At 71.4% G+C, this 13,529-nt stretch carries 14 protein-coding genes and 2 pseudogenes; 7 read left to right on the top strand and 9 right to left on the bottom strand.

The window, feature by feature from the left end:
- Positions 1 to 6 precede the first annotated feature (6 nt).
- Positions 7 to 1,125 (top strand): phosphoserine transaminase, encoded by a 1,119-nt coding sequence (gene serC, locus CP984_RS15825; protein ID WP_003981869.1) that lies wholly within the window; start codon positions 7 to 9, stop codon positions 1,123 to 1,125.
- Positions 1,126 to 1,205: 80 nt separating this feature from the next.
- On the opposite strand, the gene CP984_RS15830 is transcribed toward serC, so the two are convergent.
- Together CP984_RS15830 and CP984_RS15835 are read right to left on the bottom strand one after the other, a co-directional pair.
- A complete protein-coding gene (locus tag CP984_RS15830; RefSeq protein WP_003981868.1) occupies positions 1,206 to 2,030 on the bottom strand; it encodes an ABC transporter permease in 825 nt (274 codons plus the stop codon).
- Entirely contained in the window at positions 2,027 to 3,040 is a 1,014-nt protein-coding gene (locus CP984_RS15835) for a daunorubicin resistance protein DrrA family ABC transporter ATP-binding protein (RefSeq protein WP_003981867.1), read from the bottom strand. Before CP984_RS15835 ends, CP984_RS15830 begins: the two co-directional genes overlap by 4 nt.
- Positions 3,041 to 3,201: 161 nt before the next feature.
- On the opposite strand from CP984_RS15835, the gene CP984_RS15840 reads away from it, so the two are divergent.
- Positions 3,202 to 3,969 (top strand): TetR/AcrR family transcriptional regulator, encoded by a 768-nt coding sequence (locus tag CP984_RS15840; protein WP_030183993.1) that lies wholly within the window; start codon positions 3,202 to 3,204, stop codon positions 3,967 to 3,969.
- 34 nt (positions 3,970 to 4,003) lie between these two features.
- Here the strand turns inward: CP984_RS15840 and CP984_RS15845 are convergent, their stop codons facing one another.
- The gene (locus CP984_RS15845; protein WP_003981865.1) at positions 4,004 to 5,005 is read right to left on the bottom strand and encodes an esterase-like activity of phytase family protein; all 1,002 of its coding nucleotides are present in this window, start codon (positions 5,003 to 5,005) and stop codon (positions 4,004 to 4,006) included.
- A 154-nt stretch (positions 5,006 to 5,159) separates the two neighbouring features.
- Between CP984_RS15845 and CP984_RS15850 the strand changes: the two genes are divergently transcribed.
- Both CP984_RS15850 and CP984_RS15855 read left to right on the top strand, forming a co-directional pair.
- Complete coding sequence (locus CP984_RS15850; RefSeq protein WP_003981864.1) at positions 5,160 to 5,849, top strand: GDSL-type esterase/lipase family protein; 690 nt, start codon at positions 5,160 to 5,162, stop codon at positions 5,847 to 5,849.
- A gap of 62 nt (positions 5,850 to 5,911) precedes the next feature.
- Positions 5,912 to 6,064, top strand: a pseudogene (locus CP984_RS15855) (aldo/keto reductase); the annotation flags it as partial.
- A gap of 135 nt (positions 6,065 to 6,199) precedes the next feature.
- Here CP984_RS15855 and CP984_RS15860 read toward each other — a convergent pair.
- Together CP984_RS15860 and CP984_RS42045 are read right to left on the bottom strand one after the other, a co-directional pair.
- Positions 6,200 to 7,189, bottom strand: a complete 990-nt coding sequence (locus tag CP984_RS15860) for an aldo/keto reductase (RefSeq protein ID WP_003981862.1) — start codon at positions 7,187 to 7,189, stop codon at positions 6,200 to 6,202.
- Positions 7,190 to 7,257: 68 nt separating this feature from the next.
- Positions 7,258 to 7,839, bottom strand: coding sequence for a Tn3 family transposase (locus CP984_RS42045; protein ID WP_003981861.1), 582 nt, complete (start codon positions 7,837 to 7,839; stop codon positions 7,258 to 7,260).
- A 76-nt stretch (positions 7,840 to 7,915) separates the two neighbouring features.
- Between CP984_RS42045 and CP984_RS15870 the strand changes: the two are divergent.
- Positions 7,916 to 8,269, top strand: a pseudogene (locus CP984_RS15870) (aldo/keto reductase); the annotation flags it as partial.
- A 168-nt stretch (positions 8,270 to 8,437) separates the two neighbouring features.
- Here the strand turns inward: CP984_RS15870 and thpR are convergent.
- From thpR to CP984_RS15885, 3 genes are all read right to left on the bottom strand, one after another.
- Positions 8,438 to 9,004 carry an RNA 2',3'-cyclic phosphodiesterase gene (gene thpR, locus CP984_RS15875; protein WP_003981859.1) on the bottom strand — a complete coding sequence of 189 codons (567 nt, stop codon included), beginning with the start codon at positions 9,002 to 9,004 and terminating at the stop codon, positions 8,438 to 8,440.
- 135 nt (positions 9,005 to 9,139) lie between these two features.
- Positions 9,140 to 10,546: an MFS transporter gene (locus CP984_RS15880; protein WP_003981858.1), complete on the bottom strand. Its 1,407-nt coding sequence runs from the start codon at positions 10,544 to 10,546 to the stop codon at positions 9,140 to 9,142.
- Positions 10,547 to 10,576: 30 nt separating this feature from the next.
- Positions 10,577 to 11,014, bottom strand: coding sequence for a MarR family winged helix-turn-helix transcriptional regulator (locus CP984_RS15885; RefSeq protein WP_003981857.1), 438 nt, complete (start codon positions 11,012 to 11,014; stop codon positions 10,577 to 10,579).
- Between the two features lie 130 nt (positions 11,015 to 11,144).
- Here CP984_RS15885 and CP984_RS15890 point away from each other — a divergent pair, with 130 nt between their 5' ends.
- Complete coding sequence (locus tag CP984_RS15890; RefSeq protein ID WP_031027821.1) at positions 11,145 to 11,333, top strand: hypothetical protein; 189 nt, start codon at positions 11,145 to 11,147, stop codon at positions 11,331 to 11,333.
- Positions 11,334 to 11,363: 30 nt separating this feature from the next.
- Here CP984_RS15890 and CP984_RS15895 read toward each other — a convergent pair whose 3' ends face one another.
- Positions 11,364 to 12,833, bottom strand: coding sequence for an NCS2 family permease (locus CP984_RS15895; protein ID WP_003981855.1), 1,470 nt, complete (start codon positions 12,831 to 12,833; stop codon positions 11,364 to 11,366).
- 316 nt (positions 12,834 to 13,149) lie between these two features.
- Between CP984_RS15895 and CP984_RS15900 the strand changes: the two genes are divergently transcribed.
- Positions 13,150 to 13,431: a DUF2530 domain-containing protein gene (locus CP984_RS15900; RefSeq protein WP_003986983.1), complete on the top strand. Its 282-nt coding sequence runs from the start codon at positions 13,150 to 13,152 to the stop codon at positions 13,429 to 13,431.
- Positions 13,432 to 13,529: the final 98 nt, after the last annotated feature.

Genomic DNA, 13,529 nt, shown 5'->3' on the forward strand with positions numbered 1-13,529 from the left:
TCGCCCGTGGCTGATATCCAGATTCCCGCTGACATCAAGCCCGCCGACGGTCGCTTCGGCGCGGGCCCCTCCAAGGTGCGTACGGAGGCGCTCGACGCCCTCGCCGCCACCGGACGTTCTCTGCTCGGCACGTCCCACCGCCAGGCTCCGGTCAAGAACCTGGTCGGCAAGGTCCGCGACGGCGTGCGCGAGCTGTTCCAGCTGCCCGAGGGCTACGAGGTCGTCCTCGGCAACGGCGGCTCCACCGCCTTCTGGGACATCGCGACCCACGGCCTGATCGAGAACAGGTCCCAGCACCTCACCTTCGGCGAGTTCTCCTCGAAGTTCGCCAAGGCCGCCAAGCTGGCGCCGTGGCTGGCCGAGCCCACGCTGATCTCCGCGGACCCGGGCAGCCACCCGGAGCCGAAGGCGGAGGAGGGCGTGGACGTCTACGCCTTCACCCACAACGAGACCTCGACCGGTGTCGCCGCCCCCATCAAGCGCGTGGCGGGCGCGGACGCCGGCTCGCTCGTCCTGGTGGACGCCACCTCCGGCGCGGGCGGCCTGCCCGTGGACATCGCGGAGACGGACGTCTACTACTTCGCGCCGCAGAAGTCCTTCGCCTCCGACGGCGGCCTGTGGATCGGCGTCTTCTCCCCCGCGGCCCTGGAGCGCGCCCGCACGGTGCACGCCTCCGGCCGGCACATCCCGGAGTTCTTCTCGCTGCCGACCGCGATCGACAACTCGCTGAAGAACCAGACGTACAACACCCCGGCCCTGTCCACCCTCTTCCTGCTCAACGAGCAGCTGGAGTGGATCAACGGCCAGGGCGGCCTGGACTGGGCGGTGCGGCGCACCGCGGCCTCCTCGCGCACGCTGTACGGCTGGGCCGAGGCGTCCCCGTACGCGACGCCGTTCGTCACCGACCCGGCCAAGCGCTCCCAGGTCATCGGCACCATCGACTTCGACGACGAGGTCGACGCGGCGGCCGTCGCCAAGGCGCTGCGCGCCAACGGCATCGTGGACACCGAGCCGTACCGCAAGCTGGGCCGCAACCAGCTGCGGGTGGCGATGTTCCCGGCGATCGACCCGGCCGACGTCGAGGCGCTGACCGCCTGCGTCGACTACGTGATCACCAAGCTGTAGGGGCCTTCGCCCCACACGGCCGGGCCCCGGCGGGACGCACCCGCCGGGGCCCGGCCGTCATGCTGTGCCCAAGAGCCCTGTCAGCGGCTCAGGCGCTGGAAGCGGCGTACGGCCAGCGGCAGGAAGACCGCGGTCAGGACGAGCGGCCAGACGACCGCCATCAGCAGGGCGTGCTGCTCGATCCAGCTGCCGCCGGTGGTGCCGGGCTGCCCGAACAGTTCCCGTACGGCGTTCGCCGTCGAGGAGACCGGGTTCACCATCGCGATCGCGCCGAGCCAGTCCGGCATCATCGACGGCGGCGTGAAGACGCTGGAGATCATGCCGAACGGGAAGGCCAGCGCGAACAGCCCGCCCGCCGCCTCCTGGTTGGGCACCAGCAGGCCCAGCAGCACCCCCACCCAGATGAGCGCGAAGCGCAGGTGCAGCAGCAGGGCGAACGCCGCCAGCGTGGCGAGGACGCCGCCGTCCGAGCGCCAGCCGACGACGACGGCGATCAGCGCCAGCACCGCCAGGTCCAGCGCCGCGCCGAACACGTCCGAGACGCCCCGCCCGCTGACCGCCGCCGACCGCGCCATCGGCATCGACCGGAACCGGTCGGTCACGCCCCGGTCCTTGTCGACCGCGACCAGCATCGCGGTGTTCATGAAGCCGAACGCCATCGTCATGGCGAACATCCCGGGCATCGCGTAGTCCCGGTAGGAGCCCTCGCCGCCGACGTCCATCGCGCTGCCGAAGACATAGACGAAGAGCAGGACGGAGACGATCGGGAAGCCCAGCTGCCAGGCGATGTTGACGGGCTGCTTGACGAGATGGGTCAGGTCGCGGCGGACGACGGTCCAGCAGTCGGCGAAGGCCCAGTACAGGCGCCGCTCCGGACGGGCATGGGTCGTGGCGGGGGTGCTCATGCGGCGGCCTCCGTCCCGTACGTACGGCCGGCTCCGGCACCGTCCGGCTCCCCCGCCGCCGTACGGTGCCCCGTCAGCCGCAGGAAGACCTCGTCCAGCGTCGGCCGCCGCAGCCCGATGTCCGCCACCCCGATCCCCGCGTCCTGGAGCGCCCGCGCCACCTCGGTCAGCGCCGCCACACCGTCGGTCACCGGCACCCCGACCCGCCGTTCGGCCACGTCCGTGTCCGGCGCGGCGCCGTCCGCCGCCACCCGCGCCACGATCCCCGCCGCCCGCGGCAGTTCGGCGGCGTCGCGCAGCACCACCTGGACGCGGTCGCCGCCGATGCCCTGCTTGAGGCCGTCCGGGGTGTCCTCCGCGACGGTCCGGCCGTGGTCGATGACGGCGATCCGGTCGGCCAGTTGGTCGGCCTCGTCGAGGTACTGGGTGGTGAGCAGGACGGTCGTACCGCCCGCGACCAGGTTCCGTACGGTCTCCCAGACCTCGTTGCGGCTGCGCGGGTCGAGCCCGGTGGTCGGCTCGTCCAGGAACAGCACCTCGGGCGCGAGCAGGACGCTCGACGCCAGGTCCAGGCGCCGCCGCATACCGCCGCTGTAGTGCTTGACCTGCTTGCCGGCCGCGTCGGCCAGCCCGAAGCGGGCCAGCAGCTCGTCGGCGCGGGCCCGCGCCCGCCGCCCGTCCAGGTGGAACAGCCGCCCGAACATCTCCAGGTTCTGCCGCCCCGTCAGGATCTCGTCCACGGCGGCGTACTGGCCTGCCAGGCCGATCCGTTGGCGTACGGCGTGCGGCTCGCGCGCCACGTCGTACCCGGCGACCGTCGCCCGTCCACCGTCCAGGCGCAGCAGCGTCGCCAGGATGCGGACGGCGGTGGTCTTGCCCGCCCCGTTGGGCCCGAGCAGGCCCTGTACGGTGCCGCGCCGTACGGCCAGGTCGAAGCCGTCGAGCGCCCGCTTGTCCCCGTACCGCTTGGCCAGCCCCTCCGCCAGCACCGCCACGTCGGATGTGTTCATGCGCCTCCCCGCCCTCCTCGTCCGCCCCGGGCACCGGGCCCTGGGCGCTGAGCACCGGCCCCCGGAATTGGGTACGTCGTACTCAGTAACGCGGACCACCGTACCCGATGACCGCGTACGCCGTACTCAATTTTTGGGCGGCGGCATAGACTGACCGCACCATGACGACAGAACACAGTGGCAGCGGCGACGCGGCACGCAGCATGGAGCTGCTCTGGGGCACCGGCGAGCGCCCCACCCGCGGCCCCAAGCCCGGCCTGACCCTCGACCGGATCGTCACGGCCGCGGTGGCGGTCGCCGACGCCGAGGGGATCGGCGCGGTCTCGATGCGCCGGGTCGCCACCGAGCTGGGCGTCGGCACGATGTCGCTCTACCGCTACGTCCCCGGCAAGGGCGAGCTGCTGGACCTGATGCTCGACAAGATCGCCGCGTTCGGCGCCGACGACATCCCCGGGCCCGAGGCCGGCTGGCGGGCCGTCCTGGAGAACGTCGCGCGCCGCGCCTGGCGGCTCCACCACCGCCACCCCTGGCTGCTCCAGGTCGACCAGACGCGCCCGCTGCTGGGCCCCAACTCGGTCAACGCGCTGGAGTACACCATCCGCGGCCTGTCGGGCGTCGCCCTGCCCGACCGGGAGAAGATGCGCCTGCTGACGGTCGTGGAGGGCTATGTCGCGGGCGCGGCGCGCACCCGCCTCAACTCGGCCATGGCTGAGAAGCGCACCGGCCTCACCGACGAGGAGTGGTGGAAGATCCAGGGCCCGTTCCTGATCCAGGCCATGGAAAGCGGCCGCTATCCGTACCTCGCCTCACTCTCCGAGGACACCTTCGCGTTCGACGACGACTGCGACGAGGGCGACGCCCTGTTCGAACTGGGCCTGGGCCGGCTGCTGGACGGGTTCGCGGCTCATATCGAAGGGCGGGGTGACTGAGCGGGGCGCTCAGCCGTCCACGGCCGCCGGCCGCTCACCTCCGCCGGAACAGTCTCCGCAGACCCAGCACCACCACCGCCCCCACCCCGAACGTCACCACCGCCAGCAGGACGTTGCGGTTCTTGCCGGGGCCGTCCTGGTTCCGGTCTTCGGTGCCGCCCTTGTCGCCGGCCTTCCCGTCGGAGTTCTTCGCCGCCGTCTCCGGCAGCTGGTCGCCGCTCAGGCCCACCGGCTGTACGCGGCTGGACTTCCCCTCCGAGCCGAACATCAGCGTGCGTCCGTCGGGGGTGAAGCTGACGGACTCGCCCTGCATCTGGAGCGGTACGCCCACGCTTCCGATGCCCTTCGGGCGGCCGCCCTGCCAGCGGTACATCTCCGCGCCGAAGTAGCCGCGCAGCACCAGCCGTGTGCCGTCCGGGGAGAACGCGCCGTCCGTCACCCACTGGTCGATGGCCGCGATCCGGCGGAAGGTGTTCGTACCGCGCGACGACAGGCGTTCCGGGCCCTCGTACAGAGCGGCGCCGCCGCTCTTCTTCTTGCTGGCGATGTAGACCCGGCCGGTCTTGGGATGCACCATCATCGCCTCGGCGTCGCGCGGGCCCTCGTCGTACTCGACGGTGAGCTGCGCCGCCGTGACCGTCTGGTCGCGCAGCCGCTCCGGCTCCGGGAAGCGGTAGATCCAGACGTGGTTCCAGGTGCCGCCGAGGTTGTCGCCGATGTCGCCGACGTACACATTGCCGTCCGGGCCGACCGAGATCGCCTCCACGTCGCGCGGGTCGCCGATGCCGCGCAGGGTGACGGTGGCGACCGTACGGCCGGTGCGGCTGTCCACGGCGTAGACGTACGGGCCGTCGTCGCTGTCGTTGTGGGTCCAGTACACCCCGGGGTGCTTCCGGCTGGCCGCCAGGCCGCTGGACTCCTTGATCCGCGGGTCGGTGATCGTGAAGCCGTCCCCGCCGTCGTCGGCCGCCACCGGCCCGGCCGCGGCGAACAGCAGTATCCCCGCGGCCCCGGCCGCGCACAGTAGCGAACGCATGGGGTCAGCTTGCCACTTCGGTGCGGCCGGCCCGCGGCGCCGGGCGGTCCCGGGGCCCGGCGCCGACCGCCCGCCCACCGGCTCCCTATGATCTCCGCATGAGTAACCCGACCGCGCCCTCCGGCGCTCCCGGGCCGGCGGGCCGGGAGGCCGTATGCGCGTGATGTTCGTCGGCGACTCGATGACGATCGGCAGCGCCGGGGACTTCACCTGGCGCTATCGCATGTGGCAGCACCTGAACCGGACCTTCGGCGGGCCGTACCGCATCGTCGGGCCGCGCAGCGAGCTGTACGACACGGCCGCCGGCGCGGCGGTCTCGTACGCCTACCGGGACCCGGACTTCCCCGAGAACGCGCGGCGGCACCTCGCCGGGTGGGGCGAGGGCTGGTGCCACATGGCGCCGCTGATCGGCGAGGCCGTGCGCACGTCCAAGGCCGACACCCTGCTGGTCTCGCTCGGCCTGATAGACCTCGGCTTCTACACGAACGCGGAGCAGACCGCCGCGAACGTGCGCCGCTTCGTCGCCGAGGCGCGGGCCGCCCGCGCGTCCGTACGGGCCGTCCTGCTGCCCGTCATCCCGAACACCCGCGCCCTGTGCGACGCTCCCTTCGCCGCCGAGTGCGAGCGCTTCAACGAGCTGCTGGCCAAGGCGGTCGCGGACCTGTCGACGCCCGCCTCGCCGCTGCTGCTGGCCTCCCACCCGGCGCGCTACGACCTGGACCGGGACACCTACGACGGAACGCACCCCTCCGCGTCCGGCGAGCACCTGCTCGCGGCGGCCTTCGCGGACGCCATGCACCAGGCGTGGGACGTGGGCGGGCCGTACGTGGCGGCAGGGAACTGAGGGACGCGGGGTGCGGCGCGCGTCTTGATCCGAGCGCGCTCCAAGGCGTTGGCCAGGGCCCCATGGAGTACACGCAGCTCGGACGCACCGGACTCAAGGTCAGCCGCATCGTCCTGGGAACGATGAACTTCGGGCCCCAGACGGACGAGGCCGACAGCCACGCCATCATGGACGCCGCGCTCGCCGCGGGCGTCGACTTCTTCGACACGGCCAACCAGCAATTCTGACGCCGAACTGCGTCCTGGCGTGCCGCCGGCGCGCATGCGGCACCACGGAGAGCGCCGACCGCCACCCCCCACTCGCCCTGCACACGGAGCAGGAGGCAGCGGTCCACATGCGGATGCGTCACTTCACCAGGCGAAAGCTTCCGGAGACGGTCCCGGCCCCGGGAAGATCTCGTCGAGAGCCGCAAGAAGCTCCGCGCCCAGGTCCAGGTCGAGGGCGCGCAGCGCCGAGTCAAGTTGCTCCTGCGTACGCGGGCCGACGATCGGTCCTGTCACGCCGGGACGGGTGAGCAGCCAGGCCAGGGCGGCCTCGCCCGGTTCGATGCCGTGCTTGTCGAGCAGATTCTCGTACGCCTGGATCTGCTCACGCGTGCGGGCGTCCTTGAGGGCATCGGCGGCCCGTCCGCTCGCCCGGCGCCCCTCCGTGGCCTCCTTCTTGAGGACTCCGCCGAGCAGCCCGCCGTGCAGCGGCGACCACGGGATGACGCCCAGGCCGTAGTCCCGCGCGGCAGGGATGACCTCCATCTCGGCGCGGCGCTCGGCGAGGTTGTAGAGGCACTGCTCGCTGACGAGCCCGACCCGGCCGTGTGTCTTCGCGTTCTCGTTGGCCTGGGCGATCTTGTAGCCGGGGAAGTTCGAGGAACCGGCGTACAGGATCTTCCCCTGTTGGACCAGGACGTCGATCGCCTGCCAGATCTCCTCGAACGGCGTCGAGCGGTCGATGTGATGGAACTGGTAGACGTCGATGTAGTCGGTCTGGAGCCGCTTGAGGGAAGCGTCAACGGCGCGGCGGATGTTCACGGCGCTGAGCCGGTCGTGGTTGGGCCAGACCGGTCCGTCGGCGCCCATGTTCCCGTAGACCTTGGTGGCCAGGACCGTCTTGTCACGACGCCCGCCGCCCTTGGCGAACCAGGTACCGACGATCTCCTCGGTGCGCCCCTTGTTCTCGCCCCACCCGTACACATTTGCCGTGTCAACGAAGTTCAGCCCCGCATCGAGCGCCGCATCCATGATGGTGTGGCTGGTGGCTTCATCCGTCTGAGGCCCGAAGTTCATCGTGCCGAGCACGATGCGACTGACCTTGAGTCCGGTACGTCCCAGCTGCGTGTATTCCATGGCCGCCAAGCGAACCCCTTCGAGTCCACTCCACGCAAGACGTCCGGCGGGCAGCGGGTACGCCTGCCTCAGGCGCCCTCGCCGATGTGCCGGTACACGGGTGCCGGTAGGAACGCTGTCACCAGCCGCAACGCCGCCGGTTCGTAGAGCATCTTCCAGTCGCCTCGGAGTGCCCCGCCGCAGGTCGCGGTGATCACGTCAGGGGGTCCGCCGCAGTGAATCCGGAATTTACTGCGGCGGCACCGAGGCCCGGTCAGGGGGATGTCCTGGAGCATCAGGGTGTTCACATGGACCAGGGCCGATTGCAGAATCCGTAGGCAGAGCACGAACATCTTCTGCTCGTCGCGCCGGTTGGAGGCGATCTCGCCGCCCTTGCCGTAGGCGATCACGAAGTTGGCGCCGTTGGACGATTCCCTGACGTCCAGGCCCTCCTCGATCTCCCGCTGGAGGTCCCGAAGCCGCAGGTAGCGGGCCACGAAGAGGGGCTTCTGGGCGTGGCCGACTTCGTTGGCCTTCGCCAGCACCGGCGGCGCGTCGTCGCCCTCCGTACCGCCGCCCTCGGGTCCGGCGTCGTCCTGGTCGGTACCGCCGGCCACCAGAACCACGATCGGCTCGATGCTCTCCGTGCGGCAGCGCGTCAGCAGTTCCACCCGGACCTGCTCGGGTCTGCGTTCCTTGTGCGCGACGTGCTCGGCCAGATACGCCGTCAGCTTCTCCGCGTCCGCGACGCTGCACGGCGGCCTGCTCGGCGGCGCCGTGCGCAAGGGGCGCGAGGGCGGCGGCGGGGCCCGTACGAACGGGGGCCGCTCGGCCGGCGCGCCGGCGAACTCCGCGATCCGGGCGCAGATCGAGGCGTACGAGGATCTGCTCGACAAGCACGGGCTGCGGCCCGGCGAGGTCGCGCCGGCCTGGCTGCTCACCCGGCCCGGTGTGACGGGGCCGATCGTCGGGCCGCGCACCTCCGGACAGCTCGACTCCGCGCTGCGCGCCGTGGAGCTGGAACTGTCGGAGGATCTGCTGAGCGCGCTCGAAGAGATCTTCCCGGCCACCGGTCCTTCGCCGGAGGCGTTCGCCTGGTGAGCTGAGGGGACGGCGGTGCCGGGCGGCCGTCCGGCGGTTCAGCGCAGGGCGGCCGCCACGATCACGACGATGAGCAGCACGGCGAACAGGCCGGACATGATCCGGTTACGGGTTTTGGGGTCCACCCTTCGAGCGTAACCGGCCCCGCCGGCATGCCCGCGGCCAGGCTCAGCGGCCCAGCGGCCAGGCCGCCACCGTCTCGTACCGGGGCTGCTCGCCCGGCACCCCGCCGGCGGGCAGGCGGCTGCGCACGAGCGCCAGCTCCCGTACGGTCCAGGCGCCGCCCTCGAAATCCGTCAGGGCCTCGACGAACGGGTCCAGGTCGAGGGCGCCGCCGCGGTTGCGCGCGACGGTCAGGTGCGGGGTGTACGCGCGGTGGCCGGACATCTCCACCCCGGCCCGGCGGGCCGCCGCGCTCGCCGAGTCCGCCAGTTTCCGCAGGGCCGGCAGGCCGCCGTCGGCCCCCGCCCACACCACCCGGTCCGCGAAGCGCCCGCCGCCCTTGAGGCGCAGCGGGATCGGCTCGTACCGCCGGGCCGCCCGCGCCAGCCGCTCGCGCAGCTCGGGGAGGACGGCGTCGGGCACCTCACCGTAGAAGGCGAGCGTGAAGTGCCAGCCGGCCCGCCCGGTCCAGCGCAGCCGGTCCGCGCCGGGCAACTGCCGCAGCCGGCGCACCCGGGCCGCGAGTTCCTCGACGGCGGACTCGGGCGGGAGCGCTGCGGCGAAGAGTCTCATGCGGTCAGTCTCGCGTACGGGGTGCCGGCGGGGCCGGGGTCGCGCGGTGGACGGGGCGGGAAACGCGGCGGCCGGGTCCGGGTTACGCACCGGCCGGGGCCGCCGTACGCGCGGTCCCGGCCCGGTACGGACGTATCAGGCCGCCGCCGTCAGCCGCTCCGGTTCGCCGTCCCGCTGCCGTGGCACGAACCGTACGTGCTGGTGGCCGCGCCGCAGATCGATCCGTACGCGCAGCCCGCCCGCGCGGGTCAGCATCAGGCCGACACCGGCCGCGGCCAGCGCGGAGACCACACCGCCCGCGAGGAAGCCGAGGCGGGCGCCGTACGCGTCGGTGACCCAGCCGACGATGGGCGCGCCGAGCGGTGTGCCGCCCATGAAGACCATCATGAACAGGCTCATCACTCGTCCGCGCATCAGCGGGTCGGTCGCCATCTGCACGCTGGAGTTGGCCGTGACGTTGATCGTCAGGCCGACCACGCCGATGACGATCAGCAGCGCACCGAAGATCCAGACGGCCGGGGAGAGGGCCGCGGCCATCTCCAGCACGCCGAACAGCAGCGCCGCGCCCACCAGCAACCGCAGCCGCGAGGTGCTGCGCCGGGCCGCGAGCAGCGCGCCCGCCAGCGAACCGGCCGCCATCAGGCCGTTGAACCAGGCGTACATACCGGCGCCGCCGTGGAAGACCTTGTCGGCGAAGGCGGTCAGCCAGATCGGGAAGTTGAAGCCGAAGGTGCCGATGAAGCCGACCAGGACGATCGGCCAGATCAGCTCGGGGTGGCCCGCGACATAGCGCACGCCCTCGCGCAGCTGGCCCTTGCCGCGCGGGGCGCGGTCGACCTTGTGCAGCTCACGGGTGCGCATCAGCAGCAGTCCGGCGAGCGGCGCGAGGAAGGACAGGCCGTTCAGGAGGAACGCCCAGCCGCTGCCCAGGGAGGTGATCAGCGCGCCGGCCACGGCGGGGCCGATCAGCCGGGCCGACTGGAAGTTGGCCGAGTTCAGGCTGACGGCGTTGCGCAGGTCGTCCGGGCCGACCATCTCGACGACGAACGCCTGCCGCGCCGGGTTGTCGACGACGGTGATCAGGCCGAGCACGAAGGCCATCAGGTAGACGTGCCAGACCGCGACGTTCCCGCTGAGCGTCAGCACGGCCAGGACCAGGCCGGTCAGGCCCATCGAAGCCTGGGTGACCAGCAGCAGCTTGCGCTTGGAGACCCGGTCGGCGATCACGCCCCCGTACAGCCCGAACAGCAGCATGGGCAGGAACTGGAGCGCGGTGGTGATGCCGACGGCGGCGGAGGAGCCGGTGATGCTGACCACCAGCCAGTCCTGGGCGATGCGCTGCATCCAGGTGCCGGTGTTCGAGACGACCTGTCCGGTGGCGAACAGCCGGTAGTTGCGGACGCGCAGCGAGCGGAACATGCCCCCGCGCGGCTCGGCGGCGGTGCCCTGGGAGCCTGCGGGGGGCGCGGTCGCGGCGTCGGTGGCGGTGGTGTCGTGGGATATCGGTGCGGGGGCGGAGTCTGCTCCGGATCCCGTACTCAAAGTGGGTTCGCCTCCTCGGCTTCTTCGGTTCTACAGCTGGGCGAGCTTCTCCAGTACGGGTGCGGCGGTCCGCAGTGCGGCCCACTCGTCCTCGTCCAGCCCGGAGGCCAGCTCGGCCAGCCACGCGTTGCGTTTGCGGCGGCTCTCTTCGAGCATCGCCTCGGCCTGTTCGGTCTGGGTGACGACCTTCTGACGGCGGTCGTCGGGGTGCGGTTCGAGCCGGACCAGGCCCTTGGCCTCCAGCATCGCCACGATGCGGGTCATCGACGGCGGCTGGACGTGCTCCTTGCGCGCCAGTTCGCCGGGGGTGGCGTGGCCGCACCGGGCGAGGGTGCCGAGCACCGACATCTCGGTCGGGCTGAGCGACTCGTCGACCCGCTGGTGTTTGAGTCGGCGGGAGAGCCGCATCACGGCGGACCGCAATGCGTTCACGGCGGCAGCATCGTCGCCAAGGGACAGTTCCGGCATGGTCGTTAGCATAACTCATTACCCTCTCTAATGAAAGCCCGTTGATGTGGGGCCTCCCGCGTCACCCTTCCGAGTGAGGACGCAGCGGAAAGTGACCCGCCTGACCAGGGCGTGAGAGGACCGTGGCGGTATGGGATCGGGAGTGCTCAGCCTGCGCATGGACGGGGACCTGCTGGACCGCCTTCGGCAGCACGCCGCCAAACGCGGAATGAGCGTCCAGGACTATGTGACCCGGACGCTCATCCGTGAAGACTTCGACGAACGATTCAAGATGTCGGTGGACCGGACGGAGCGGTTCTACGCCGCCCCGCCGCTGTGATCCGGTCCTGCCGCAGGGACCGGCCGGGCGTTACCTGACGCCCAGCACCTGCTCGATCGGATTGAGCAGGAAGTAGACGAGGAAGGCCAGCCCCACCGCGTTCAGCAGCCAGGGGATCTCCTTGAAGCGGCCGGTCGCCGTCCGCAGCAGGATGAAGGCCAGCACGCCCATGCCGATGCCGTTGGTGATGCTGTAGGTGAACGGCATCGAGATGATCGTCAGGAACGCCGGGACGGCGACGGTGAAGTCGCTCCAGTCGATCTCCCGGACGTTGGCCGACATGATCAGGAAGCCGACGACCAGCAGGGCGGGCGTCGCGGCCTGCGACGGCACGACCGTCGCCAGCGGCGTGAAGACCAGCGCCAGCAGGAAGAGCCCGCCGGTCACCACGTTCGCCAGGCCCGTACGGGCCCCCTCGCCGACGCCCGCGGTGGACTCCACGAAGCAGGTGTTGGCCGAGGCCGAGCCGACGCCGCCGGCCGCGACCGCGATGCCGTCCACCATCAGGATGCGGCCCATGCCGGGCAGGCTGCCGTTCTCGTCGGTCAGCCCGGCCTCCTCGCCGACGCCGATGATCGTGCCCATCGCGTCGAAGAAGCCGGACAGCAGCACGGTGAAGACGAAGAGGCAGCCGGTCAGCAGGCCGACCTCCTTGAAGCCGCCGAACAGGCTGATCTGGCCGATCAGGCCGAAGTCGGGGGCGCCGACGAGGCTGTCCGGCACGTTCGGCACGGCCAGGCCCCAGCTCGCGTCGGGGATCTCGGCGACGGCGTTGATGATGATCGCGACGACCGCCATCACGACCATGCCGATCAGGATCGCGCCCTTGGTCTTCCGCACGGTCAGCACGAACATCAGCGCCAGGCCGACGACGAAGACCAGCACCGGCCAGCCCTGGAGCTGGCCGCCCTGGCCCAGCGCCAGCGGCACGGTGGTGTGCGCGGCGTCCGGGTTACGGGTGACGAAGCCCGCGTCCACCAGGCCGACCAGCGAGATGAACAGGCCGATGCCGATCGCGATGGCGCGCCGCAGCCCGTTCGGGATGGCGTCCATGACCCGCTGCCGCAGGCCGGAGGCGACCAGGATCATCAGCACCAGCCCGGCCAGTACGACCATGCCCATCGCGTCCGGCCAGCTCATCTTGGGGGCGAGCTGGAGGGAGACGACGGCGTTGATGCCGAGGCCGGCGGCGACGGCGATCGGCACATTGCCGATGACGCCCATCAGGAGCGTGGACAGGCCCGCCATCAGGGCGGTGGCGGTGACCAGCTGGCCGTTGTCGAGGTGGTGCCCGAACTTGTCCTGGCCGGCGCCGAGGATGATCGGGTTCAGCACGACGATGTACGCCATGGCGAAGAAGGTGGCGAGACCGCCGCGCAGCTCGCGGGAGACCGTCGATCCCCGCTCGGAGATCTTGAAGAACCGGTCGAGACCGTTCTTGGGCGGCTGCGGGCCTGGGCTCTGGACGGCATCGACCGGCGTGGGGGCCGAGGGGGACATGCGCGGACCTCAGTCGTACGGGCCTGAAGAGGCGTGGGGGCCCCGGATCGGGCCCAGAACACAAACAGACCGGATCAGATTGGATGATTAGACGAATCAAACCAGTCAGAACCGGATAGGTTCAGTATGAATAAACAAGTCGATGATCGCTATCTCCGCGCGTAGACCCATGGGGAATCCGGCCGGCCGCGCTTCGCGGGGGCCCGCGGCCCGGCGTCCCCCCGCCCGCGGCCCGCCCACGGCCCTCCCGACGGCGCGCCGCGCGGCCCGGCCTGCCGGGACCGGTGCTGTCAGCGGCTGCCCGTAAGCTGGTTCCATGTGGAAGAAGTCCGAACTGCGCGAGGCCCCGGAGCCTCTTGAGGGCCCCGTCGTCGGCACGATCACCGGCGGCACCATCATCTGGTTCGTGCTCTTCCTGGCCCAGCTCCCCTTCTACGGCTGGTTCGCCGACCACGACCGCACCTGGTGGGTGTGGACCTGCCTGGCCGGCGGCGGCCTCGGCCTCCTCGGCATCTGGTACGTCCGCAAGCGCGACGCCGCGATCAAGCGCGCCGCGGCGGCGCGGGACGCCGGGCCCACGCCGGTGGACGCGGTCTGAGACGGGCGCGGCCCGGGCGGCCCGACCGGCCGTCCCACCCCACGGACCATGTCACCCCATAGTGGACGCATCCCGACCCTCCGCGGTTGACGCACGCC

Origin of the sequence: Streptomyces rimosus, assembly GCF_008704655.1 — a bacterium.
Lineage (GTDB): Bacteria > Actinomycetota > Actinomycetes > Streptomycetales > Streptomycetaceae > Streptomyces > Streptomyces rimosus.